This is a genomic window from Bacillus sp. RK1064, from assembly GCF_051488405.1.
Classification (GTDB): domain Bacteria; phylum Bacillota; class Bacilli; order Bacillales; family Bacillaceae; genus Bacillus.
Window position 1 is genome coordinate 1,358,113 of record NZ_JBPSCZ010000001.1, and the last position, 25,441, is coordinate 1,383,553.

26 protein-coding genes are annotated in these 25,441 nt (G+C 40.5%); 12 read left to right on the forward strand and 14 right to left on the reverse strand.

The window, feature by feature from the left end:
* Position 1 precedes the first annotated feature (1 nt).
* Positions 2-1,090: a mechanosensitive ion channel family protein gene (locus ACSSTM_RS07250; protein WP_034663662.1), complete on the reverse strand. Its 1,089-nt coding sequence runs from the start codon at positions 1,088-1,090 to the stop codon at positions 2-4.
* 164 nt (positions 1,091-1,254) lie between these two features.
* Positions 1,255-1,356: a YhdX family protein gene (locus ACSSTM_RS07255; protein WP_017360338.1), complete on the reverse strand. Its 102-nt coding sequence runs from the start codon at positions 1,354-1,356 to the stop codon at positions 1,255-1,257.
* A 306-nt stretch (positions 1,357-1,662) separates the two neighbouring features.
* Between ACSSTM_RS07255 and ACSSTM_RS07260 the strand changes: the two genes are divergently transcribed.
* From ACSSTM_RS07260 to crcB (ACSSTM_RS07270), 3 genes are read left to right on the forward strand one after another with little or no spacing between them, the layout of a single operon-like run.
* Complete coding sequence (locus ACSSTM_RS07260) at positions 1,663-2,379, forward strand: glycerophosphodiester phosphodiesterase (protein WP_034663667.1); 717 nt, start codon at positions 1,663-1,665, stop codon at positions 2,377-2,379.
* Between the two features lie 5 nt (positions 2,380-2,384).
* On the forward strand, positions 2,385-2,780 hold the full coding sequence (crcB, locus tag ACSSTM_RS07265) for a fluoride efflux transporter CrcB (protein WP_060595870.1): 396 nt from the start codon (positions 2,385-2,387) through the stop codon (positions 2,778-2,780).
* Positions 2,781-3,146, forward strand: coding sequence for a fluoride efflux transporter CrcB (gene crcB, locus ACSSTM_RS07270; protein WP_095284958.1), 366 nt, complete (start codon positions 2,781-2,783; stop codon positions 3,144-3,146). It begins immediately after the preceding gene.
* On the opposite strand, the gene ACSSTM_RS07275 is transcribed toward crcB (ACSSTM_RS07270), so the two are convergent.
* Complete coding sequence (locus ACSSTM_RS07275) at positions 3,143-3,535, reverse strand: hypothetical protein (protein WP_034663677.1); 393 nt, start codon at positions 3,533-3,535, stop codon at positions 3,143-3,145. The two genes, crcB (ACSSTM_RS07270) and ACSSTM_RS07275, sit on opposite strands and share 4 nt — an antisense overlap.
* A gap of 89 nt (positions 3,536-3,624) precedes the next feature.
* Positions 3,625-5,007, reverse strand: coding sequence for a hemolysin family protein (locus tag ACSSTM_RS07280; RefSeq protein ID WP_034663680.1), 1,383 nt, complete (start codon positions 5,005-5,007; stop codon positions 3,625-3,627).
* A gap of 334 nt (positions 5,008-5,341) precedes the next feature.
* On the opposite strand from ACSSTM_RS07280, the gene ACSSTM_RS07285 reads away from it, so the two are divergent.
* Positions 5,342-5,782 (forward strand): MerR family transcriptional regulator, encoded by a 441-nt coding sequence (locus ACSSTM_RS07285; RefSeq protein ID WP_034620022.1) that lies wholly within the window; start codon positions 5,342-5,344, stop codon positions 5,780-5,782.
* Between the two features lie 58 nt (positions 5,783-5,840).
* The gene (locus ACSSTM_RS07290; protein ID WP_012009419.1) at positions 5,841-7,172 is read left to right on the forward strand and encodes a hemolysin family protein; all 1,332 of its coding nucleotides are present in this window, start codon (positions 5,841-5,843) and stop codon (positions 7,170-7,172) included.
* Positions 7,173-7,212: 40 nt separating this feature from the next.
* On the opposite strand, the gene ACSSTM_RS07295 is transcribed toward ACSSTM_RS07290, so the two are convergent.
* The gene (locus tag ACSSTM_RS07295; protein WP_034663683.1) at positions 7,213-7,815 is read right to left on the reverse strand and encodes a lysophospholipid acyltransferase family protein; all 603 of its coding nucleotides are present in this window, start codon (positions 7,813-7,815) and stop codon (positions 7,213-7,215) included.
* A gap of 372 nt (positions 7,816-8,187) precedes the next feature.
* On the opposite strand from ACSSTM_RS07295, the gene ACSSTM_RS07300 reads away from it, so the two are divergent.
* The 3 genes from ACSSTM_RS07300 to ACSSTM_RS07310 are packed head-to-tail and all read left to right on the forward strand — an operon-like array spanning position 8,188 to position 10,008.
* A complete protein-coding gene (locus ACSSTM_RS07300) occupies positions 8,188-8,679 on the forward strand; it encodes a sigma-70 family RNA polymerase sigma factor (protein ID WP_003211938.1) in 492 nt (163 codons plus the stop codon).
* A complete protein-coding gene (locus ACSSTM_RS07305; protein ID WP_034663685.1) occupies positions 8,672-9,730 on the forward strand; it encodes an anti-sigma factor in 1,059 nt (352 codons plus the stop codon). The genes ACSSTM_RS07300 and ACSSTM_RS07305 overlap by 8 nt, the downstream gene beginning before the upstream one ends.
* Positions 9,718-10,008 (forward strand): hypothetical protein, encoded by a 291-nt coding sequence (locus ACSSTM_RS07310; protein WP_034663689.1) that lies wholly within the window; start codon positions 9,718-9,720, stop codon positions 10,006-10,008. Before ACSSTM_RS07305 ends, ACSSTM_RS07310 begins: the two co-directional genes overlap by 13 nt.
* Positions 10,009-10,148: 140 nt before the next feature.
* Here the strand turns inward: ACSSTM_RS07310 and ACSSTM_RS07315 are convergent, their stop codons facing one another.
* Positions 10,149-10,982, reverse strand: a complete 834-nt coding sequence (locus ACSSTM_RS07315) for a C40 family peptidase (RefSeq protein WP_034663692.1) — start codon at positions 10,980-10,982, stop codon at positions 10,149-10,151.
* 353 nt (positions 10,983-11,335) lie between these two features.
* On the opposite strand from ACSSTM_RS07315, the gene ACSSTM_RS07320 reads away from it, so the two are divergent.
* Entirely contained in the window at positions 11,336-12,700 is a 1,365-nt protein-coding gene (locus tag ACSSTM_RS07320) for an alkaline phosphatase (RefSeq protein WP_437404110.1), read from the forward strand.
* A gap of 49 nt (positions 12,701-12,749) precedes the next feature.
* Here ACSSTM_RS07320 and ACSSTM_RS07325 read toward each other — a convergent pair whose 3' ends face one another.
* Complete coding sequence (locus ACSSTM_RS07325) at positions 12,750-14,174, reverse strand: SpoVR family protein (RefSeq protein WP_376745155.1); 1,425 nt, start codon at positions 14,172-14,174, stop codon at positions 12,750-12,752.
* 67 nt (positions 14,175-14,241) lie between these two features.
* Entirely contained in the window at positions 14,242-15,441 is a 1,200-nt protein-coding gene (locus tag ACSSTM_RS07330) for a globin domain-containing protein (RefSeq protein ID WP_034663717.1), read from the reverse strand.
* Positions 15,442-15,625: 184 nt separating this feature from the next.
* Here ACSSTM_RS07330 and ACSSTM_RS07335 point away from each other — a divergent pair, with 184 nt between their 5' ends.
* The gene (locus ACSSTM_RS07335) at positions 15,626-16,057 is read left to right on the forward strand and encodes an Rrf2 family transcriptional regulator (RefSeq protein WP_034663719.1); all 432 of its coding nucleotides are present in this window, start codon (positions 15,626-15,628) and stop codon (positions 16,055-16,057) included.
* A gap of 159 nt (positions 16,058-16,216) precedes the next feature.
* Positions 16,217-17,692, forward strand: coding sequence for a catalase (locus ACSSTM_RS07340; RefSeq protein ID WP_034663722.1), 1,476 nt, complete (start codon positions 16,217-16,219; stop codon positions 17,690-17,692).
* A 239-nt stretch (positions 17,693-17,931) separates the two neighbouring features.
* Here ACSSTM_RS07340 and ACSSTM_RS07345 read toward each other — a convergent pair whose 3' ends face one another.
* Complete coding sequence (locus ACSSTM_RS07345) at positions 17,932-18,312, reverse strand: YqzG/YhdC family protein (protein ID WP_095284951.1); 381 nt, start codon at positions 18,310-18,312, stop codon at positions 17,932-17,934.
* A gap of 128 nt (positions 18,313-18,440) precedes the next feature.
* Here ACSSTM_RS07345 and ACSSTM_RS07350 point away from each other — a divergent pair, with 128 nt between their 5' ends.
* On the forward strand, positions 18,441-18,689 hold the full coding sequence (locus ACSSTM_RS07350) for a YhdB family protein (protein WP_024426598.1): 249 nt from the start codon (positions 18,441-18,443) through the stop codon (positions 18,687-18,689).
* A 35-nt stretch (positions 18,690-18,724) separates the two neighbouring features.
* Here ACSSTM_RS07350 and ACSSTM_RS07355 read toward each other — a convergent pair whose 3' ends face one another.
* The 5 genes from ACSSTM_RS07355 to glpD all read right to left on the reverse strand — a co-directional run bounded on the left by ACSSTM_RS07355 (position 18,725) and on the right by glpD (position 25,359).
* The gene (locus ACSSTM_RS07355) at positions 18,725-19,609 is read right to left on the reverse strand and encodes a GNAT family N-acetyltransferase (RefSeq protein ID WP_034663907.1); all 885 of its coding nucleotides are present in this window, start codon (positions 19,607-19,609) and stop codon (positions 18,725-18,727) included.
* A 246-nt stretch (positions 19,610-19,855) separates the two neighbouring features.
* The gene (locus tag ACSSTM_RS07360; protein WP_034663727.1) at positions 19,856-20,506 is read right to left on the reverse strand and encodes a response regulator; all 651 of its coding nucleotides are present in this window, start codon (positions 20,504-20,506) and stop codon (positions 19,856-19,858) included.
* Positions 20,503-21,648, reverse strand: a complete 1,146-nt coding sequence (locus ACSSTM_RS07365) for a GAF domain-containing sensor histidine kinase (protein ID WP_034663730.1) — start codon at positions 21,646-21,648, stop codon at positions 20,503-20,505. The genes ACSSTM_RS07360 and ACSSTM_RS07365 overlap by 4 nt, the downstream gene beginning before the upstream one ends.
* A 151-nt stretch (positions 21,649-21,799) precedes the next feature.
* Positions 21,800-23,545, reverse strand: coding sequence for a phospho-sugar mutase (locus tag ACSSTM_RS07370; RefSeq protein ID WP_034663731.1), 1,746 nt, complete (start codon positions 23,543-23,545; stop codon positions 21,800-21,802).
* A gap of 152 nt (positions 23,546-23,697) precedes the next feature.
* Complete coding sequence (gene glpD / locus ACSSTM_RS07375) at positions 23,698-25,359, reverse strand: glycerol-3-phosphate dehydrogenase (protein ID WP_095284950.1); 1,662 nt, start codon at positions 25,357-25,359, stop codon at positions 23,698-23,700.
* Positions 25,360-25,441: the final 82 nt, after the last annotated feature.

Here is a 25,441-nt window from a genome sequence, read left to right on the forward strand (position 1 = left end):
TTTATTCACCCAGCTGTTTTTCGCCTTTTTGTTTCATATAAATGGTCTGTCCAGGGAAAGCAAATTCTACACCTTCTTGATGGAAGATATCCATGATACGGTAGTTAATGTCCTGTTTAATATCAAGGTTTTCAGCCCAGGCCGTCGTGTTTGTGTAAAAGTTGAAAAATAAATTCAAATAACTGTCCGCCAGTACATCGAGATTTACCATGATCGTCTCCTTGTGCACCCCATCATGTTCATAAAGCATTTGTTTGAGACGTTTGATGCATCGGTCAAGATTTTCCTTTGGTGTATTATAGGATACACGTACGGAAAACGTAATTTGGCGTTTATTCATTCTCGTCCAGTTCGTGATAGGTTCCTTTGAAAGCGTAGAATTCGGAACTGTCACGACAGCTTCAGCAGGTGTTCTAAACTTTGTACTTCGAAATGTAATGTCCTCGACAGTCCCAAGAACACTAGGCGTCTCCACAAAGTCGCCCATTGTAAAAGGCTTCTCTGTAATGATGACGATTCCTCCAAAAAAGTTCGCCACCGTATCCTGTGCAGCAAGCGCAAAGGCTAGACCACCTAGACCAAGACCTGCCACAAGTCCATTTACATCATAATTAAATTCTTGTGCAATGACACTAATACTTAGTGCAATGATAATGAAGCGAAGTACCTTTGATAAAAACGGCGCTAAAATATCATCCATTTCCAATTCAAATTTCGAATTTACTTTTTGAAATAAGAAAGAAGAAGCTGCGGTTAAATTACAAAGCCCCCATGTCAGCATCAATATAATGGAGGATCTATATAATTTGACGATGACATCCATATGATGCTCAAAGTATGGTGCCTGTCTTAACGCAAAATATAACCCAAGTGCGACAAAAAACAGTCTGGCTGGCTTTTCGAAAGCCACAACAATTTGGTTAATGACCTCCGTTTTAGACCGATTGGTCAGCCTAAAGAGAAGATGAAATAAGTACTTCGTAAATACTTTCCGAAGCAATAAAAAAAGCAATAAAATACAAAGGCTAATACCGATTTGGATCGCAACATCTACTGTAAAATATGTATCCATCCATTTTTGTGTAAACATGTTTGTCTCTCTCCTTTAAAACAATCCTCTCTAGTTTATAATATAACCTTCGTTTATGTCCTCTCATAAATGTCTGACCTCTATATAAAAAGCCTCGGGACCAGTCCCGAGGCATGATGTTCAATTATGAAATTTTGGCTAGAGACATATCGACGGGCAGCAAACTACTTTTTCTTCTGAGCCTGATCAAGGAGAGTCGCTTTAAACATTTCAGCATCCGTTTCGGCCTTAATACGTTCTTCCACTCTAATTCTCCCTTTACCCAATCATCTCGCCTCCTTTTCATCATTATAAAACATCAGAATTTTCAGTCAACATGACGAAAGCACTAATATTTTGGCGAACGCTGACGATTTGGACAAAATTGATCGAAGAAAAATTGATGTACTTCAGATTTACTCAATCATGGCTTGGGATATTCCTGCAACTTTTCACATTTGAAGCATCATACTTTCTTGGCAATGCGATTCACCATTACATACAGCTCTTCTTCCCTCCATATAGTAAAGAAGGAAAAACGGTAAAGCATTTGATATGATAAGACCAGAACTTATGTCAGGGAGCTGGAGCATGTGTATATTATTGCGCATAGAGGATCATCAAGCGCTGCCCCAGAAAATACAATTGCCGCGTTTGATTTAGCTGTTCAGCAGGGTGCAGATTATATTGAATTAGATGTACAGCTCACATTGGATCAGCACGTCGTCGTGATCCATGATGATACAGTTGACCGAACGACGAACGGAAACGGTTTAGTCAAAAGCTATACACTTGATCAGCTGAAAAAACTTGACGCAGGAAGCTGGTTTGACCAGCAGTACACGAATGAACGAATTCCAACATTACAAGAAGTTCTTGAGAGATACAGCCAGCGGATCGGGATATTGATCGAGATCAAACACCCAAAACGGCAGATAGGAATTGAAAAGGCAGTTGTCGACATCATCAATCGGTTTGCCTATTCTCGTCATATCATGATTCAATCTTTTGATGATCATGCACTTCAAAGAATCAAAGCTTTCGCCCCTTCTCTTCGAACAGCTTTGATTATAAAGCCTACTGCATTTAAACTGGCGAAAAGAAAGTTAACTGCATACAGCTCGTTTGCTGATTGTCTTAATATGAAGAAAACGATGATCAACAGATGGTGGATAGACCGCATCCACTCATTCGGGATGGATGTGTTTATATGGACTGTGAAAGACCAAAAAACAGCCGATCGGATCAAAAAATATCCCGTTGATGGAGTGGTGACGGATCACCCGCCATTTTTTCTAAAGGAGAAATGATGTAAATGAAAGCGTATCTTGCTGTATTTATAGGCGGACTGCTTGGGACACTTTGCAGATATGAACTAAGCCAATCGATTGTCAGCCAAACATTCCCTTATGCAACGCTAATCGAAAACGTAACAGGCAGTCTGCTTCTTGGTTTTTCAACAGGATATTTTATGTTCCAGAAGGGAAAAAAATATCTTGCCGCTTTGATCGGAACAGGATTTTGCGGAGGTTTTACGACAATGTCCACTTTTTCTAAAGAAACGGTTCTTTTATTACAGACTGGGCAATTCACCTCTAGTGTGATCTACATCCTGCTCTCAGTCATTGCCGGAGTAGCCGCTGCCTTATGTGGACTGATGCTTGCTCAGCGGCTCTTTCATCAAAATAAGCAGCAGAGAGGAGGCAGATAAATGATCGTTTTATATACAGCTGTTGCCGGCGGGATTGGCAGCGCCCTTCGTTTTTTCATTAGCCAATCGATACAGAAAACCAAGTCTCATGCTCGTTTCCCGTATAGTATTATTCTCATCAATTTATTAGGTGCTGCCGGTTTAGGTATACTGACAGGTGCCGTGACTGCCAATCATCCGCTGCTTGTGATCATTGGAACGGGTTTTTTCGGTGGCTTCACAACATTCTCTACGTTTAGTGTAGAGTCTGCGACCATGCTGCAACAGCGGCAAATCGGAAAACTTGCTGTCTACTTATTGATGACAATCATCGGGTCTTTCTGTCTCTTTGCTGCGAGCTATCAAATAGGACATCACCTTTTTTAAATATTGGTAATGGCGGCTAAGCTGATGAGCAGTTGATCCATGAGCTGGCGCTTCATTAAAAAGAGTGTTTTTTCACTGTAGCCGATTTCCATCGCACATTTGGCCATCCGCCAATCTCGAAAATATTTGTAATCGATGAGCTGCTGCTCTATTTCATCCAGCTCTTTTAATGCTGTTTCAATACATGCAACGATGAGTTCATACTGATTTTTTTGCTCTTCTAACTTCTTCCGTGTCATGTGATCCAGATGATGCGGACTTCTTTTTTCAAGCTGTCTTTCGATATTTAAAATCGCTGCCTGGTAATTTTTGAAATTCTTTAAATGGAACTCAATTCGTTTCATTGAGATTTTTTTCTCCGTGATACTTGCTGTTTCATACCAAAGCATGTCCATCCCCCTCTATCGAACGTTTGTTCTTATTATAACCCGAACGCACATTCGTAAAAAGAGACTAAATACCTAAAAAAACCTTGAGCTTATTTTTCGCTCAAGGTCATTTCATTTACTAACAGCGGCTCTTTTATATCAAGCCCAGTGCGTGCATTTCCTTTTTCTGATGATGTGACGCCTTTCTTCAGATCGATCTTTTTCACATAGCGTCCATCCATCTCCAAGACCTTCATCCGAATATCATCAAGATAAATGGATTGTCCTTCTCGGATATCAATATTCTCTTTTAAGATTAACCCGCCTATTGTATCAATTTCTTCATCATGATATGACATTTCGATCAAATCTTGCACTTCATCTAATCTTACTTTGCCATCTAAAACATAATGATGATCGGCTCTTTTTTGAATAACCGGCTGCTCATCTTCATCGAATTCATCTCGAATATCTCCAACAATCTCTTCTAAAATATCTTCTGTTGTGACAAGTCCAGACGTTCCGCCATATTCGTCGGTTAAAATCGCCAAATGCATTCTATCGCGCTGCATCTTGACGAGAAGCTCCTGAATAGGAATCGTGTCAATGACCTCAATCACTGGATATATATAATCTTGAATCTTCAGTTGATCTTTTTCTCCTTGATACACAAGATCTGCAAAGAGCTGCTTTTTGTTCAGCATGCCGATGACATGGTCTTTATCCCCTGAAAACACGGGAAAGCGTGTATACTTTTCCTGCGTCATGATGGAGAGGATATCATCTAGCGGCATATCTTCTGGAATTGCACAAATTTCTCTCCGCGGTACCATGATCTCTCTGGCAATTCGATTATCAAAGTCGAAAATCTTGTTCATATAATTATATTCTGATGGGTTGATTTCCCCATTTTTTAAGCTCTCAGATAATAAAATCTTCAATTCCTCTTCAGAATGGGAATGTTCTTTTTCAGACCCCATATCGATGCCCATCATTTTGGTTAGAACACGGGCTGACCCGTTTAACACATAAATGAAAGGGAACATCAGGATATAAAATGCATGCAGCGGGCCTGACAGCCAGAGCGTCATTTTTTCCGCCTTTTGAATCGCAAGCGTTTTTGGTGCAAGCTCACCGACAACTACATGCAAAAAGGTAATAATAGAGAACGCAAGTGTTGCTGAGATCAGGCTGATTGCTGAATCAGGAATGTTTGTCAAACCGAAACCTCGAACCAAAAGTTCTTTTACAGCCGGCTTACCAATCCACCCTAAACCAAGGGATGTCACTGTAATACCGAGCTGACAGGCTGACAAATATTCATCTAGCCTTGATGTCACCTTTTTCGCCACGATGGCCTTTTTGGACCCTTCGGCAACAAGTTGATTAATTCTTGAACTTCTCACCTTTACTATGGCAAATTCAGATGCAACAAAGAAAGCTGTTAAAGCAATCAAAACACCGACTATACTCAGATTAACAATATCGTCCATTTAACCTTGCTCTTTCTTAGAAGAACAAGGAGTCACCTCCTGATTGATGATGTTATATTTTGCAAAACGGTTAACTGATTAAATAAGACTACATTGAGGGCCCCACTTAACCACCTCCGGTTCACGTATAAATCCGCTTCTCTACATATATATGAAACGGTATTCATTTTATCTTACCATAAATAATCTGAAAATTCCTGTATCACTATGTTAAATTTGACAGGACAATCTAGACTGAGAAATCCCTCTCTAATGTTCATATCGGCAGGAAATATGAACAATTAACTTGTATTTCAGACTCGAATTATATTAAACTATTTTCATAAACTATAACGTGACGGTTAGGAGGAGATGTTCAGATGGGGCTGAGAAAAAGTATCGTATTGGTGAACTAGCACAGATTGCACAGGTGACGAAACGAACTGTAGATTATTATACAAATCTAGGTTTGCTTGCGCCTGTTAGATCTTGCTCAAATTATCGTTATTACGATGAACATGCTTTAAAACGATTACAATTAATCGTTCTTTGCAAACAGCAGAGATTGGCTCTTTCTGACATCAAATCCAGATTAGATGAACAATTCCCTTCTCAAAAGGAAGATCCTGATGAACTTGTCCATTTAACCTCTGATATCGATCGGATGAACGAGCATATGGACCGCATTTTGGTACGTTGTAAGCAGCTTCAGCCAGAACAACGAGAAAAATTAAAAGAGCAGCTTACACCTGAAAAGATGACGGCTGTCCAATCATTTTTACTGCTGTTAAGTTAAAATTTTTACTAAACAGGAGGTGTTACCTTCGTTCTCAAAGTCAGAACGAAGGCCTTAATTGGACATAGTTAATTTACTTATAGTTGCTTTGCTTATAGCTTTAACCGCATTTTTCGTAGCATCAGAGTTTGCGATCATTCGCTTAAGAAGCTCAAGAATTGATCAGTTAATCGCAGAAGGTAATAAAACAGCAGTTGCTGTCAAGCATGTCACGACTCACCTTGATGAGTATCTGTCGGCCTGTCAGCTCGGTATTACCATTACCGCCCTTGGTATTGGTTGGTTAGGGGAAGAAACAATTGCGCACATGCTTGCTCCACTATTTGTAGAACTGTCCATTCCTCAATCAGCTAGTTCTATTGTCACTTTTATTATTGCGTTTAGTATTATGACGTTTTTACACGTTGTGGTTGGAGAACTTGCACCAAAAACACTCGCCATTCAAAAGGCGGAGCAAGTATCTCTTCTTTTTGCTAGACCGCTCATGATTTTTTACAAAGTGATGTTCCCGTTTATCTGGGTATTAAATGGATCTGCTCGTTTGTTAACAAAAGCGTTCGGTCTTCAGCAAGTTTCTGAGCATGACATGGCGCACTCTGAAGAAGAATTGCGGATTATTTTATCAGAGAGCTATAAAAGCGGCGAAATTAACCAGTCTGAATTCAAATATGTAAATAAAATTTTTGAATTTGATGACCGTCTGGCGAAAGAAATTATGATTCCTCGTACTGAAGTTGTCAGCTTCCCTCATGATATTACCATTGAGGAAATGCTGAAGGTGACCAAGGTAGAGAAATATACACGTTATCCAATTGAAGATGGCGATAAAGATAATATGATTGGTGTTCTAAACATTAAAGAGGTTCTCACTGCCTGCATTAGCGGTGAGTGTTCTACAAGTGATACAATCGAAAAGTTTGTCAACCCGATTATTCATGTGATTGAAACAGTTCCTGTACATGATTTATTGCTCAAAATGCAGCGTGAACGTGTACACATGGCGATTTTATCAGATGAATACGGCGGTACAGCAGGTCTTGTGACTGTAGAAGACATTCTTGAAGAAATCGTCGGTGAAATTCGTGATGAATTCGATATTGATGAAATCAACGAAGTTCGTAAACTTGGAGAAGACCATTACATCTTTGATGGAAAGGTTCTAGTTGACCAAGTCAACCTGCTCTTAGGTACGCAGCTTGATAACGAAGAGGTCGATACGATCGGCGGATGGTTCCTTACACAGAAATATGAAGTTGAGAAAAATGACACCATTCGTGAACAAGGCTATGAATTTATCATTAATGAAGTCGATGGACACCATGTGGTATATATCGAAGTCAAAAAGTTAAATGAACAATTAGCAGAAGCCGCTGAAGAAGGCGCTTCTTAAGAAAAAAAACGACCCTTGCCAAAGCAAGCGGTCGTTTTTCTTATGCCTTTTCCATTAATTGAGCTTCAAGTTCTTTAATTCTCGTGTTTAATACTTCCGTCATGGCACCTAACCGTTCTTTTGGCGGCAGATGCTCAAATTCTGACTGCTCAATCGGTTCACCGATAATTAAGCGCATTTTCCCCTTTTTGAAAAGACTTTTCGCATTGGACGGTCCTTTGTACGCTGCTGGAACGATTGGCGCTTTACCGAGCTGGGCAATGGTGACCGCACCTCTTTTTAAAGGTACATCCTCTGTTGTACGTGTTCCGCTTGGAAAAATCCCAACGATCTTCCCCTCTTTTAATAATTTAATGGGCGTTTTAATACTGCTTGGCCCAGGATTCTCTCGATCAACTGGAAAGGCATGAATCTTCTTTAAAAATCCACCGATCCATTTATTTGCAAACAATTCTTTTTTCGACATGTAGTGGATCTCAAACGGAAGAATCCCTGCGCCTAATGCAAGAACATCCACAAAACCCTCATGTGTACATGCAATGACAAACCCCCGATCCGTTGGCAGATTCTCTTTTTGATATACTTTGATTCCGCCTCGGAGAGAAAATAATACTTTGATGGTATAGCCTGAAAATTTATACATAGTGCACTTCCTTTGTTTGAAGAATGAAGGATTTGTTTCTATTATAACAAATTTTTTATTACCTGGTACTAAAAATTTCATGAAACAGCCAAACCATCACATCATTTTTCGTTAAGAATCACCGGTCTTTCTGTATCCAGGTCCATGGTTTTAGGAGAGAATAGAAGAGGAATTGTGTCCAAAATTGTCGTTTTTTAAGGTTTTTTCCTGATTTGTTCTATTGAAAATGCTTTATAAATGGCGTAAATTTCGCTATGATAAGGAGAAATGATTTTGATTCGGCGAAAGAGATGAGTAATGTACGGTATTGAGAAGTTTCGTGCAACTTTATGCCTTTCTTATGCGTGTATAACATAGAGGGGAGAAAAATCAGTGACGATCGATGAAATTTATCAAATGTATATGAACGATGTTTACAGGTTTCTGCTCTCCATGACAAAAGACAAACATTTGGCAGAAGACTTATTGCAGGAAACCTTTATGCGTGCTTATATACATATTCATTCCTACGACCATAGCAAAGTGAAACCTTGGTTATTTCAGGTGGCACGAAATGCTTTTATTGATTATGTCAGGAAACATAAAAAAGAAGTGACCATATCGGATGATCTAATTGGCGGCCTTTTACAAACGTCTGTACAAAGCCCTGCTGAACAGGTTGAAATAAAAGAAGTCCTCAACATGTATTTAGAGCAGCTTCCAGATAACTACAAGGAAGCGTTGACATTGTATTATTTAAAAGAACTGAATTACAAGGAAGCATCCAAGGTCATGAATATTACTGAAGCAAATTTTAAAAGTGTTTTATTTCGTGCAAGGCAGCGCCTAAAAGCACTTTACAACAGAGGTGTTAATGATGAATGAAGAGTTTAACAAGCGATGGGAACAATATAATAATGGTGAGATGAACGAGGAAGAAATGATGGCGTTTGAAGAAGAACTTGAAGAAAACGAAAAACGCTTAAGTCAGGAACTGAACGACTCGGATTGGACAGATTTTTCCATCAGTCCTGAAAAGCAAAAAGCCATCTTACAATACGGAAAAAGAAAGTCTTATTTACGGATTTCCGTGCTTGCTGTCATATCGACACTCATTATTTTACCGCTTTGTACATTAGGAAGTTATCTATACTACGGTGTGGGCGGAGCAGAGAGCAAAGGGAATCACTTCATGGAAACAGCCGCTGTCACCGTCGCTTTGACGAAACCAAACGTGGCGATTGATATGAAGGATTTAAAAGGCCAAGTCAAGCTTTTTGGGATGAACACCGAATTGAAGCTGCAAAAACAAATTGGCAATAAAACAGAAGCCATTGGCAGTGAACAAATCGAGATGTTTTTCGATAAATTAAAGCAGCCTACCATCTCTTATTATGGTGACAGCGCACGCGATACGGAGGATTTCTTTACCCATCCTTCGGCGCAGCCAGATGCATCAAAAAAACAAACACTCACTACTTTAGACAAGCTTCCTGAAGGAACAGTCAGTGAAGTGTATGTATCCTATGACAAAGCTTATACACCAAAGGACGTTTATTCCTTTGCTAAAAAATATGATATGAAAGTGCTCTGGAATGCGATTAAAACAGAGGATTCATTAAGCGGGAATCAGCGGCCAATCGGCTTCCCTGGGAAAGACTCTGAATTCTTAAAAGAGCTTCAGCACACATCAAAAACAGAGGTAGATCAATTTAAAGATGCCCTTGCTTATGTCGATCAGCACCCAACCTGGGCAAAAACGATCTCTGGCAGACCTGAACTGGATCTGTCAAACCGAATACGCTATATCAACCAAAATGGTGTCACGATTTATGGCTCTGTGATCACAGGTCCTTCGAAAGAAATCGAGAAATTTGTGAAGACAAAACGCATTAAAACGGCAAAAGTGAGCGAGGTGGAATTATGGAATTGGTAAGAATTTTTAAAGAGCATAATGTATTTGGCTGGATTTCCGTCGGTACAGCGATATTATCCCTGCTCATGCTGAACCTCGCCATTATCAGCAACGTGACATTTTATTCTTTTCAGATGCTTCCTTTTGCAATGGCCGCAGTTCCATTTGGCATTATTGAACTGTTCATTAAAAAAGGCCGTACGGGCCCAGGGTTCCTTGGTGTCGTACTGAATATCTTTGTTATTGTTTGTGTCTACACCATCGTATCGATCGATGTCGATCTTCAATTAGGTTTTTAAATCTCATTAGATGAATAGCCAGTGTTACTTGACTAACGCCAAGCAGCACTGGCTTTTTCGTATTTTCTTAAATATACCCAACGGTAAGTCTACAGCGCAAATAAAAAAAGACTGCTTCATAAGCAGTCTCTTAGAATAAATTAGTTCACAAATGTTTTCGCTCCAAGGTAAATCGGCTTCCAGTAGCTTGAATTCATATTACTGATCGTCACACCATCAGAAGCAGCATGAATAAACTTGTTGTTCCCAATGTAGACACCCATGTGAGATGGACCCGATTTATATGTTGTAAAGAACACAAAATCGCCAACCTTTGGTGTTGATACGCTTTTCATTGATCCCCAGAAACCTTCAGTTGTTTGTCTTGAAATCTTTTTTTGTTTGTTAATGATATACCACATAAACCCGCTGCAATCAAAACCCTTTGGTGTCGTTCCACCCCATCTATATGGTGTGCCATTGTGCGCTTTAGCATCTGCTACAAGCTTAGACGTGTTTAAAGAAGAAGCAGAAACTGTTTTTTCTTTAACAGGTGTTGTCTTCACTTTTTTAGATGTCTTTTTGACCTTTAGCTTTTGCCCAATTTTGATAAGGTTTGTTTTGAGTTTATTTAACGATTTCAGCTCTTTTACAGTCATGCCGTACTTTTTGCCGATTTTAGATAATGTATCACCTTTCACAACTTTATGAGTAGCTGTCGCTGACGCCGCTTTTACTTTTGTTGTTGTTTTTGATGTTTTCGTAGTTTTTTTTGAGGAAGTACCATTTACTTTTAAAGTTTGTCCAACATAAATCGTGTTAGATTTTAGCTTATTGTCTGATTTAATCTTGCTCACACTTGTTTTGTATTTTTTCGCTAGAACAGAAAGAGAGTCACCTTTTTGAACTTTTACTGATTGTGCTGAGGCAGCTCCGGCAAATAATGTCGTCCCAAGTAGAACTGCACTTGCAGCTGTGATCAATTGTTTTTTCATTTGTTCCTCCTGTATGTATCTATCGTGATCCGAATTTTATCTACTTACTATTATAAGGATCAAATACCAGAAGAAATAGTCTTGACTTCCTACGACATTATGCTTATTAATTCGGCAAAATTTATTTTTTTTTAGGGTTCTTTATATTTCATTTTCATTACACAATCATGACAAAATAAACGCATCTTGTCATGGATAAATGATACATTCATTTCTCTTTTTGGTCCATTCTATGTAAAGTGGACCTTTACAATTTTAAAGTGAACTTTACGATCCTGTAAATGGGAATCCACAATTCTGCTCTACCATTGTAAACGTAAGAGCGATACATAAACAATGAGGAGGCAAAATGAATGAGTGTGTTGAAAAGCTCGAAAACGAAAATCGCTGCAGTAGCGGCAGCATCTGTGCTATCGATTGGCATTTTTTCAGGGATTGAATTTGGACAGGCTGACAAAGCAGAGGCTAAAAAGAAGCCAAAAAATGACGTGCAAAATGTGATCGTGCTGATCGGGGATGGCATGGGAACTCCTTATCTTTCAACTTACCGTTCATTTAAACACAACGGAGACCTTTCAAAACAAACAGCGTTTGACCCTTACCTCACTGGCATGCACAAAACATACCCTAACGACTCTAAAAGCAATATCACCGATTCTGCCGCAGCTGGCTCAGCAATGGCAACTGGTAAAAAGACTTACAACAATGCGATCGGTGTAAATAAAAACGGCAAAAAATTAAAAACAGTTCTAGAAGAAGCAAAACGGAAGGGAAAATCTACGGGACTTGTCGTGACATCTGAATTAACAAATGCCACCCCTGCTGCGTATGCGGCTCACGATGTATCGAGAAAAAATACAGCTGCCATCGCTGATGATTTCTTCGATGAAAAAATCGGAAAACAGCATACAGTCGATGTCATGCTTGGCGGAGGTCTTGTCGATTTTGTCCGGAAGGATCGTGATTTGACAAAAGAATTCAAGCAAGCCGGATATGATTATGTCACCAATAAAGATGCCTTACAAAAAAACAAAAATCAAAAGGTGCTAGGCATTTTTGCTGACGGTGGTCTTGATAAAGCGATTGATCGTGATAAAAAGACCCCTTCCCTGCAAGACATGACGTCCTCAGCCATTAAACAGCTGTCTAAAAACAAAAAAGGATTTTTCCTTATGGTTGAAGGCAGCCAAATTGACTGGGCTGGACATGATCATGATATTGTCAGTGCAATGAGTGAAATGAAGGATTTTGAAAAAGCATTTGAAGAAGCCATTCGTTTTGCAAAAAAGGATAAAAATACGTTAGTCATCACCACTGCCGATCATTCAACTGGCGGACTTTCCTTCGGAGCAGACGGCTCGGGCAGCTGGGATTACAAACCGGTAAAAGCAGCGAAAAAGACACCTGATTTTATCGCAAACAAAATTGTCAGCGGCATGACTGTTGAATCAGCGCTGAAACAATATATCGATCTTGAATTTACAAAAGAAGAAATGGCCTCCATTCAAAAGGCCGCTGAAACAAAGGATGCTGTTAAGATTGATGATGCGATTGAAGAAGTGATCAACATGAGATCACATACAGGCTGGACAACATCAGGTCATACGGGTGATGAAGTTCCATTCTTTGCATATGGCCCAACAAGCCAAAAGCTAAAAGGTCTGATGGAAAACACCGATCAAGCAAAACACATTTTCAAACTGCTGAAAAACCAATAAAACGGGCAAAAAAGATGTCTGCTAAGAAGACATCTTTTTTTGGTCTTTTTTAAGCGAGATATTTCCTATGAACCCCTTTTCCATCGTATGAAAACATCACTTCTTTTCCTTCAAGAACTGACTCGATATGCACACTTCTTCCCCATAGCTGATGCAAATAAGGGAGTACTTTTTCTAAGTATTTCAGATCAAGTTCAATGCCTTCATACCAATGTTTTATATAGAGTTCATTGTTTTTCAAATAGTCGCCATCCATCACGGTCAAATAAGGAAAGCCGCCATTGACCCTCATGCTGACTAGCTGATCACGAACAGCCTTCCATTCTTTATCGATGACTTTATAGTCTCTCCCCTGCTTTTGAAACAAGTACAAATCTTCTCTCATCACAAGGTCTTTTGTTAAGTAATTTCGAATAAAGGAAATATCTGATTCAATTTCCCTGACTTCAAACATTTTGCTGCGGCCCGATCCTTCTGTCACCCCTGCTTTTTTTAATTCTTCACATGGGTTGTCATAGCGCTCTTCGATATCTTCAAAAATCTTCAGACCTAAATAGTAAGGATTGATGCCTGTTTTAGATGGCTGCACCACGCCTGCATTTAATTTGGCAAACTCAATCGATTCACTTGAATCTAAATCAAGCTCACGCATAATCCGCTGATGCCAATACGAAGCCCAGCCTTCATTCATAACCTTTGTTTCCAGCTGCGGCCAAAAATAGAGCATTTCCTCCCTCAGCATGGTGAGGACGTCCCGCTGCCACGGCTCTAGCTCCCGGGAGTGCGCCTCAATAAAGAGTAAAATATCTTTTTCCGGCTTTGGCGGAAATTGTTTGACGATTTTCTTTTTCTCATGCGTCTTCGGCTCATCCATTCCCCACAAATCATCATACGGCGTCTGACGTTTTGGTTTATCATCTTCATATTCTTCTTCATCGTCCATATTCCAGCTTAGTTTTGAACGAACAAGAGACGGATCAATATGCTCCTGTAGAGCCAATACGGCGTCTAAAAAGGATTCCACTTCTTTTGTTCCATGAAGATGCTCATATTCTTTGATCCGCTCTGCCGCTGCTGACATGCTTTCTACCATGTCTCGTTTTGTGTTTTGGAAACGGCAATTATTTTTGAAGAAATCACAGTGTGCCAGTACATGAGCCACAATTAATTTATTTTGAACAAGCGTGTTGTTATCAAGTAGAAAGGCGTAGCAAGGATTTGAATTGATGACCAGCTCATAAATTTTGCTTAACCCTAAATCATAATGAAGCTTCATTTTATGAAATTGCTTCCCAAAGCTCCAGTGGCTGAATCGTGTTGGCATTCCGTATGCACCGAACGTATAAATAATTTCCGCGGGACAGATTTCATACCTCATCGGATAAAAATCTAGACCAAATCCTTCTGCAATTTCTGTAATTTCATCAATGGCTCTTTGTAAAAGACGTTTTTCAGATACGCTCAAGGAAACCATCCCTCCTCATCGGACTTATCCCTACTATATGAGCGCACCTAAAAAAACATGATGTTCCGCCATTCGTTTAGACGACTTCCATTTCTTTCGTGGATTGCCCGCCGAATGACTCGAAATGAATATTCTGTTCTGGAATTCCCAGCTCTTTTAGCATATGAATCATCTCCTGTGTAAACACCGGGGAACCGCATAGATAAAATTGGCCTTTCCCTTCTCCAATCACTGATTGAAGGAATGGACGGTCAATGCGGGAAGCTGCCTTCTCAACAAGCTCACCCTTACCAGGCTGCGCAAATTGTTCATTACATAAGATGATGCGGCCATGAGAAGCTGCAGCTAGAACTCGTTCAAATTCATTTTCAAAAGCAGTTACATCCTCTAATCGATCTGCATGAATCATTGTAAATGGCTGGCTGTTTTGCGCTGCTGTTTTCATTAAACCGATCATTGGTGTGACACCAGAACCAGCACTAATAAAATAAACAGGCTCTTTAGTGTCTTCTTGCAAACAGAACATTCCCTGTGGCATACTCACTTGAAGAACGTCCCCTTCTTCCATTCCATCATGCAAAAATGTAGACACATGACCATCACGCTTTACTGTAATGCGGTAATAAGAAGGATGATGCTGATCTGATAAGCTATATTGTCTGCTGCACATATAAGCTTCACCCGGCATATCTGCCTGTACCGTAACATATTGGCCTGCTTCATACATTGGCAGCTCTGATTCATCTTCTGGTACTAAGTAAAAGGAGATCAGCGATGAAGATTCCTGTACCTTTTTCTTAATCACAAACGGCTTCACATCTGCCCATCCGCCAGTTTGCTTTACATTCTCCTCCATCATTTCTGCTTCAATCGTGATAAAAATATTTGCAATAATGTCATATGCGGCCTTCCAAGCTAAAAGCGTGTCATCTTTTTCCGTTAAACCAAACACTTCTTTCATCGCTTCAATGAGGTGATATCCGACGATTGGATATTGCTCTTTTTTGACCATCACACTGACATGCTTATGGGCAATCTGTTTGACCGCAGGAAGTAATTCTTCTAATCGATCGATGTGCAGTGCTGCTTGATATAGTGTCGCAGCAAGCGCCTCTGGCTGACTTCCGTTCATGAGGTTTGTTTGATTAAATTGATTGAGTAGTTCTGGGTGCTGCCGAATCATATTTTGATAAAAAACAGTCACAAGTTTGGTTCCCTCAGCTTTTAATAGAGGGGCTGATTGTTTAATGGCATTCATTTGATCTTTAGATAACATCGTCATTCCTTCTTTCAAAAAGGTGTATTTTAAATACATCTTTATCGTAATGGATGACAGCTTATAAAAGCAATATTTATAATACATGTTTTAAATGTTGTCACATTTAACACTTTCTCGAACAGTTTTTGTCTAAAATGTGTTACGATGATACAAAACTCTATCAGGTTTAGAGGTCGTCAAAATGAAACTAACGAATTATACAGATTTCTCATTAAGAGTACTCATTTATTTAGCATCAAGAGAAAACAATGAACTGTCAAATATTCAGCAGATCGCCGATGTTTATGGCATTTCTAAAAATCATCTGACAAAGGTGATTTATCATCTTGGAAAACGCGGGTATGTGGAAACGATCCGTGGAAGAAATGGCGGGATTAGGCTTGGGAAAAGCCCAGAAAGCATTAATATTGGAGAAGTTGTCCGTTATACTGAGGATGATTTAGTCATGGTTGAATGCTTTGATTCAAAGAAAAACAGCTGTATCATCTCTCCGATTTGTTCATTAAAGCATGTACTTCATGAAGCACTTACTGCTTACTTACGCGTTCTTGATCAATACACATTAAAAGATTTAACTCAAAACAAAGATGCTCTTAGAGAGCTCCTCCTTTAGGCGAAAGAATTCTATTCTTTCGTCTTTTTCTTTACCTTCTTGTAATAATAATTAATTTAAAATTATTATAAATAAATATTGACTATCAGGTTTGATTTAATATAATTAGGGTATATAGATTACTAGAAATCATTTTTTTGTTTACAGGAGGAGAAAAGAATGACAAATTCAAATCATAAAAATTTGACAACGAATCAAGGCGTGCCTGTTGGCGATAACCAAAACTCAAGAACAGCTGGTCACCGCGGACCTACATTTCTTGATGATTACCATTTGATTGAAAAACTTGCACACTTCGATCGTGAACGTATTCCAGAGCGTGTCGTTCATGCAAGAGGCGCCGGCGCTTATGGTGTGTTTGAAGTTGAAAACAGCATGGAGAAACATACGAAAGCTGCCTTCTTAAGTGAAGAAGGAAAACAGACAGACGTTTTTGTTCGCTTCTCAACAGTTATTCATCCTAAAGGTTCACCTGAAACATTGCGCGACCCGCGCGGCTTTGCTGTCAAATTTTACACAGAAGAAGGTAACTATGATCTAGTTGGTAACAACTTGCCGATCTTCTTTATACGTGATGCATTGAAATTCCCTGATATGGTTCACTCTCTCAAGCCAGATCCTGTAACCAATATCCAAGATCCTGACCGTTATTGGGATTTTATGACCTTAACACCTGAATCCACTCATATGCTCACATGGCTCTTCTCTGATGAAGGAATCCCTGCGAGTTACGCTGAAATGCGCGGTTCTGGTGTGCATACATTTAGATGGGTCAACAAATATGGAGAAACAAAATATGTGAAATATCACTGGAGACCTTCAGAAGGTATTCGCAATTTATCTATGGAAGAAGCAGCAGAAATCCAAGCGAATGATTTCCAGCATGCGACAAGAGACTTGTATGACCGCATTGAAAATGGCCATTACCCAGCATGGGACTTATATGTCCAGCTGATGCCGCTTAGCGATTATGATGACCTTGACTATGATCCATGTGATCCAACAAAGACATGGAGCGAGGAAGATTATCCGCTTCAAAAAGTAGGACGCATGACACTCAACCGCAATCCTGAGAACTTCTTTGCTGAAACAGAGCAATCTGCTTTCACGCCAAGTGCACTTGTTCCAGGAATCGAAGCATCTGAAGATAAACTGCTTCAAGGCCGTCTGTTCTCATATCCTGATACGCAGCGTCATCGTCTTGGTGCAAACTACATGCGCATTCCGGTGAACTGTCCTTATGCACCAGTACACAATAATCAGCAGGATGGCTTTATGACAACGACTCGTCCAAGCGGTCATATTAACTATGAACCAAACCGTTACGATGATCAGCCAAAAGAAAATCCTCACTACAAAGAAAGTGAGCAAGTTCTTCACGGTGACCGTATGGTGAGACAAAAAATTGAAAAACCGAACGATTTCAAACAAGCTGGGGAAAAATATCGAAGCTACTCTGAAGAAGAGAAGCAAGCATTGATCAAAAACCTAACAGCTGACCTGAAAGATGTAAATGACAAAACAAAATTACTTGCGATCTGCAACTTCTATCGTGCAGATGAAGACTACGGACAACGATTAGCCGATTCACTTGGTGTGGATATTCGCTCATACCTTCAAGGAAGCATGAAATAATTGATCCGTAATGAGCCCTCTTCATAAAGTGGGGCTGATATTGTTGACAAAGGGTTAAAATGATCTTTATTTTAACCCTTTGTCTTCTTTTCAGCGTGATAGAAAACCTTTGCAGTCTAGGAAGGACGAGTACTGGCGCGGAGCAAATTTGACATTCGTGAGCACCGGCATGCAGGACTGACACCGAATGCGAGGGTTTGTCTACACGCTGGAGCACCTCTTTATTAGAGGTGCTTTTTTTATAGCCGGAATACGTTAATACTAATCAAATGACCGGTCACCGGGTGAAAATAGATTTCTGCATGTGCGGCAAAAAGCGTTGAACCTTCCTTCACGGTGACACGAAACACATCTTTTGTCTGATCTTCATTTACTTGTGTACGCCCAATATATTGATAATCGTTTAAAGCGGCGCCTTCATATTCCTCTTGCAACGCTGTGTACGCAAGTCTTTCCCAATTTTCAGGCTGCATCGCTGCATTTGTTGCAGGATAGATCATGAAAATGCCATACAAAACCATTCCTGCTGCAAAAGGCATCCACCATTTCGGCTGCATAATATCATTGATCTCACTTTCATGTATATTTTGTTTATGTTTTGCTGGTCGATCCTTTTTCATACATGAAGCATTTATTCAGCCTAAAATTCCCGGTACATGATTAATGCGGACACCAACTTTTCCCCTGAAAATGTCGATATGTTCCGAGCAAACTAATGAGGACTTCTCAAGGGAAAGGAGAAGGTTTGATGAATGTGGCGGATTATGATAAAGCACTTTATTATACGCATCGCTCGCAATGGGATAATTTACTTATTCTTATGGTACGTACGCAAGATGACTTGCTCTCGAAACGTATTGAGCATTTCTTACACGCGTATCAATTTAACCGGAACGATGCTGATGTTGAAAAATGTTTATATGGGCTCCTGCAGTACATTGACCATGCTTCAGAGGCTGCTGCTTCTGAAGTTTATTCACAACCGATGTACACATAAAGAAAAAGGCTGATTATCAGCCTTTTTACATACACTTAGCAGTGCGCAGTGATTGGAAGCATAAAGTGGTCTTTTACCCATTCTTTTTTTGTATAAATAAACAGCGCATCCTCGTCATTTGGCGCCATAACCACATGTAAGCCGTCAATTGACGTATCAGGTGTAAAATAGAATATCACTTTTTCCGTCGTTTCATTCACAATATGTGCCACAACTTCCTCTATATTTTGCGGCTGGAGAGAAATGATATCAAAGACATGTATGGTTTCATTTTCTTCATTCATCAGGACAATGGTATCCAACGCTTCAATATAGAAAATGGCATCCGGCCAAACGAATGTAAAATAAAACATCAATAAGCTGCCATGGTCCTCAGCATCTAATTTCATTGAGCCCGTTTGACGTTTTTCTGCGAACTGTTCAAGTAATGGCAGGTCATGTTCCAACGTCAGCTGCTTTTTGCGCATGTCCTTTTTCATTTGAATGGCGCTTTTGCCGATATTTAGACTAAATTCGCTTTCGTGGTAACGGGTAAAGCCGAATCTTGGATAAAAATCCAGTACAGTGTCATTGGCAAAAAGAAAAATCATATCATAGTCATTTTCGTACGTATCCATAATATGCTGCATTAACTTTGTCGCTAATCCTTTATGGCGGTAGGCTTGATCCGTCATCACCGTGCCAATTTGAACAGCTCGATACGTTTGGCCATCAATGATCAGTGACATGAGGTAGACGGAAGCGTTTGAGATCACTTTCCCGTGATGGACAAAGGAATAAGGAATATATTTTTCATCCCAGTACCCTCTTTTATACCAGTCACTAAAATCCAAATCAAATGTATTGATCGCTAACGCATTAAAGCTTTCTTTCAATTTGTCATCATGGCGATAACCATTCACTAATTCATATGTCTCCACTTTGTGCCCTCCTTTTTTAAATTCACCTTTCAGCCGGTTCATCACCTCCCTCAAAATAAAAAAAGACTTGATGAGCATATACTCATCAAGCCTTTTATCGTTTCATTCTTAGAAATTAGACTGGACATGCTTCTTTTCACGCAAAAGGGCACGTCAAATAAACCAACATCTGTGCCCTTTTTTATTCAATTCATTGAATTGAATGTGCGCTTAAAAGTTTTAGCATAACGACTAAATTCCCTTCTGTCATAGCAGCTCTTTCGGCTGATTTTTTTGATAATCCACTGCATACAGAGCCGCTTGTGTACGATCTGCCAGCTCTAGTTTTGATAATACATGAGATACGTGTGTTTTGACAGTCTTTTCAGAAATAAACAGTGATGAGGCAATTTCTTTATTGCTTTTCCCCTTTGCAATTTCGAATAAGACATCTCGCTCTCTATTGGTCAGCTCTTTCATTAACTTCCATTTTTGCCCTTTTGGCTCGGTCAAATGCTGCACAAGAAAGTTGGTGATATGAGCATCTAATTGATAGGTGCCCTTTTGTACGTCAATCATTGTCGTAAGGAGTTTTTCTGGCGCTACATCCTTGAGCTGATAGGCTTTTGCCCCTGCTTGAATAGCGGGAATAACATAATCTTTATCCGCATAGCTTGTCAGAATCACAATGCGGGTATCGGGCATTTCAAGCATCATTTGTTTCGTGGCTTCAATACCATTCATCACAGGCATCGATAGATCCATTAGAACAATGTCAGGCCGCATTTGTCTGACAACTTCTAATGCTTCTTCTCCATTAGAAGCCTCACCAACGATTTCGACGTCAGGCTGTGTCTGCAAGAAAAACACAAGCCCTTTTCTCACAATATGATGATCATCTGCAATCACGACTCTCATGACGACCCCTTCCTTTCTTGAGAAAATGGCACCTTCACTTGAATGGTGGTTCCTTTACCGAGCTCAGACTCTATACAAAATGTTCCACCAGCTCTTTTGATACGGTCAGACATGCCTTTCAGACCAAGTGAAGGGAGGCTCATTTGCTCGTCATACTGAAACCCTTTTCCGCGGTCAATGATTTTCATCTCAAACGTGTCTTTTGATTGTTCAAGCTGGACCTTGACTTCCTCTACTTCCGCATGTTTTTGACAATTATTCAGCGCTTCTTGGCATACCCGAAACAACGTTTCATGCTGCGAATGATCCATCTCCATACAGCCGGATAACGATAATGTACAGCGTAATCCTAAAAGCTTTGCATAGTCTTGAATCCCTGTTGTGAATCCTTTTTCAAGTCCTCTTGGTCTTAGCTGCCAAATGAGTGACCGCATTTCAACCAGTGCATCTTGTGACAAATGCTGAATAAAATCAATCATTTCCCCTAGATTCTGATCATTAGTCATTTGACGGGCAGCTTTAGCAGTCAGACTGACTGAAAATAGCATCTGGTTGACGGAATCATGTAAGTCCTGTGCAAGCCGGTTTCTTTCTTCCAAAAGAGCATGCTGATGTTCGTTTTGCACAAGCTTCATCCGTTGAATGGCGGTACCAATTTGAAGCGCAATGCTTTCAAGCAAATTCAGTTCTTCCTGGTTAAATGTGACTTTTCCTTTTGCCGCCACATTTAATAACCCAAACGTACGCTTACACGCTTTGAGAGGAACGGTCGCATGATGCGTAATCCCTTCTGTATCCCCAAGCTTTTGCTCAATCGCCGTTTCGATCCGTTTACAGTTAATAATGTTGGTGGCTGATTGCAGTGAGCCCTTTGTGTATCGATTGATGCAATAGCAATCGTTTTGACACATCAGCTGCTTTTGATGCTTTGCCAGCGCTTCGGGTAAGGAGACCTCTGCCATCAGTTCATACGAGCCGTCTTTTTCTATAAAATAAATCCATGCTGAATGAAAGCCTGTGATATCCATCAGCATATGGAGCACTTCATGAAGCGTATCTTTCATTTCCATGCCTTCATTTAGCTTTTCAGCAATTTCTTTTAACGTTTTTAATGTTTCAACCTTCTCTTGGTATTCTCCCATACTGTTTACCCCCGGCATTTGCTGCCTTCTCTTTTCATTACGCTCATTATACCATGAGCATTCTGCCGGCTCTTTCTCTAAAAGGATGATTTTTTCTCATCCTTTTGACTGAGAAAAAGCCATCATGCATTCACACGATGGCCTTGTTTGTTTATTTAGCCGTTTCTTCCACAATCTCATAAACGACTTTCATCACTTCTTTTGACAGATGCTTCAGCTTTTCTTCGCTATCTGTTAAAGATGTACCTTTGACTGCAATATAAAATTTCACTTTAGGCTCAGTGCCGGAAGGTCTTAAGCAGAACCACGAGCCATCCTCAAGGAAATATTTCAGCACGTTTGAAGCGGGCAGGTGAATGGTTTCTTCTTTCTTTTCGGCAACGAGGTGTCTTTGACTTGATTGGTAATCCTCGATGACAGTGATGCGCTGACCCGCGATGGCTGCTGGCGGATTTGTTCTAAAGGTATGAAGGATCGCTGAAATTTGCTCTGCTCCTTCTTTTCCTTTTAAGGTTAACGACTTTAACCCTTCCCGGTAAAATCCAAACTCCTTGAACATATCGACAAGCGCGTCGTACAAGGACTTGCCTTGTTTTTTATAGAAAGCAGCGACTTCGACAGCTAACAGCGCAGCCTGCACCGCATCTTTATCTCGGGCAAAGTCACCGATCAAATAGCCATAGCTTTCTTCGTACCCGAATTGAAACGTGTATTCTCCGCTCTCTTCGAATTGCTTGATTTTTTCTCCGATAAATTTAAAACCAGTAAGCGTGTCAATCGTATGGGCACCAAATGCTGAAGCAACAGCACGCCCAAGCTCACTTGTGACAATGGTTTTCATCACAACGGGACGAGGCGGCAGCTGACCAAGCTTTTGTTTTTCAGACAATAAATAATGGAGCAGCAGGGCTCCTGTTTGGTTGCCTGTTAAGACGGTAAACTCTCCATTATGATCTCTGACCGCAATACCTAACCTATCCGCATCTGGGTCTGTTGCAATGAGGATATCAGCATTTTGCTTTTCGCCAAGCTTGATGGCATACTCAAATGCTGCATGCTCCTCTGGATTTGGCGATGTCACTGTTGAAAATTGCGGATCTGGTTTTTCCTGTTCAGGCACAACAGTCACATGCTGATAGCCTAGAGCCTGAAGCCCTTTTCGGACAGGCTGGTTGGCCGTACCATGAAGCGGGGTAAAAACGACTTTGACATCGACCTCACCTGCCAGCTCAGGGTGCACACTGATGGTTTTTAATTTTTCAATATAAGCATGATCGATTTCTGCTCCGATCATGTTGATCAGCCCTTGTTGTTTTAACATTTCTTCTGAATCAACTGAAATCGACAATTCATTTTCTATTGCATCTACTTCTTGAATGACTTGATCTGCTTGAAGTGGAGGCAGCTGCCCGCCGTCTTCTCCATATACTTTATAGCCATTATATTCTGGTGGGTTATGACTTGCTGTTACGACAATCCCAGCAAATGCATTCAGCTCTCGAACAGCAAAGGAGAGCTCTGGTGTTGGACGCAGTTCATTAAATACGTACGTTTGAATGCCCTGTGAAGCAAGTGTTTTGGCTGCTTCCATTGCAAATTCAGGCGATTTATGGCGTGAATCATATGCAATGGCGACGCCTCTTGTTTTTGCATCCTCTCCATGTTTCGCAATATACGCAGCAAGGCCTGCAGATGCTTTACGAACCGTGTACACATTCATTCGGTTCGTGCCGGCACCAATCTCCCCGCGCATTCCTCCAGTGCCGAACTCAAGGTTTTTGTAGAAACAGTCTTCAAGTGCTTGTTGATCATCTTGATGTGCCTCCAGCCATTCCCTTAGCTCAGCATCCAGGTGCTTCTCATTGATCCATCGCTCATAATTCGTCTTCCAACTCATGGTCGTCCTCCCAGCTCTTATCATCAATAAAATACATCTACTGTTATTTTATATGGAATCATCCTTTATGTCATGCTATATCATTGGCAGATGAAGAAAATGCTGAACAAATAAAAAAGCCGATACATGATCGGCTTTGATCGGCTTTTCTTTTATTCAGCATCAAGTGGTACAACTGCTTCATGGAATAGTTGATCTAATTGTGTTTGATGTTTCTGTTTTGCTGCTTCATCCCAGCCAAAACGCTCTGCCATATAGTCAACGACAGGCTGTGCATATTTTTTCGCCCAGTTGATATTAAATAATAGGCTTCCTGTTCTTCTTAAGAAGAAATCAACAGGGGTAACAGCTAATTCTTCTTCGATTGCATAGACAAGCTCTGCCAGTACATACGCTGGAATGTTTCGTTTGTTCGCTTCACCTTGAAGCTGCTCTACACGCTTGAAGAGACTGCTGACGTTTGAGCCATATTTTTCAGCGAGTTTTTGAGCAATCGGTTCTGTTAAACCAACAGATACTCCTTCTGCTGTTTTCGCTTGGACAAAGGATGCCATATTTTTAGACCCGCCTACATGACCGCCTGAAATTGGCATATGCTTTGTTTTACATGGCCCGAAGTCTTTGCCCGTTTCTTCTTTCAGTCCATCACGTACGAGATTCACAATGTGCTCAGCCATTTTGCGGTAGCCTGTTAATTTACCGCCAGCAATAGTGATTAAGCCTGAAGATGATGTCCATACTTCATCCTTACGAGAAATTTCTGAAGGGTCTTTGCCCTCTTCATGAATGAGTGGACGAAGACCAGCCCAGTTAGATTCAACATCTTTTTCTGTAATATTGAGATCAGGGAACATGTATTGAATCGCTTTGATGACATAATCACGATCTGCTTTTGTCATACGCGGATGCTCCAGCTGCTTTTTGTACACTGTATCTGTTGTTCCTACATACGTTTTGCCTTCTCTTGGAATCGCAAAGACCATACGTTTATCAGGTGTGTCAAAGTAGATCGCTTGTTTTAATGGGAAGACTGATTGGTCGAATACTAAGTGAATACCTTTTGTATGCTGTAAGTGCTTCCCTTCTTTTGAGTGATCCTTGTCTCTTAGCTGATCGACCCATGGACCTGTCGCATTGACGATTTTCTTCGCATATACATCGTAGGTTTTCTGCGTCATGACATCTTCAATGACAACACCGACAACTTTGCCTTTATCATAAATAAATTCTTTTACTTTCGCATAGTTGACCGCTTCTGCCCCGAATTTCACAGCTTCTTTCATGACTTCGATTGTCAGGCGTGCATCATCTGTACGGTATTCAACATAGTAGCCGCCGCCTTTTAAGCCGTCCTTTTTCACAAGCGGTTCTTTTGCAAGTGTTTCCTTCGCACTTAGCATGCTTCTACGCTCGCTATGCTTGACACCAGCTAAAAAGTCATACACTCTAAGCCCAATGGATGTTGAAAACTTACCGAATGTCCCGCCTTTATGCATCGGTAGAAGCATCCATTCTGGTGTTGTCACATGAGGACCGTTTTCGTATACAATGGCACGCTCTTTACCGACCTCTGCGACCATCTTCACTTCGAATTGTTTTAAATAACGAAGTCCACCGTGCACTAGTTTCGTTGAGCGGCTAGACGTACCTGCTGCGAAATCCTGCATTTCTGCAAGACCAACGCGCATCCCGCGTGAAGCCGCATCAAGTGCTGTACCAGCGCCTGTAATACCCCCGCCAATGATAAACACATCATATGGTTTTTTTGTCATTTCCTGCAGCATTTGTTCCCTTTCTAAGCTAGAAAAAGTCATCTCTTGTTCCTCCCATGTTGTACGGTAAAGAAAAAGAGACCGCAAACACCCAAAGCGTATTTCTACACTTCGGTGCCTGCGG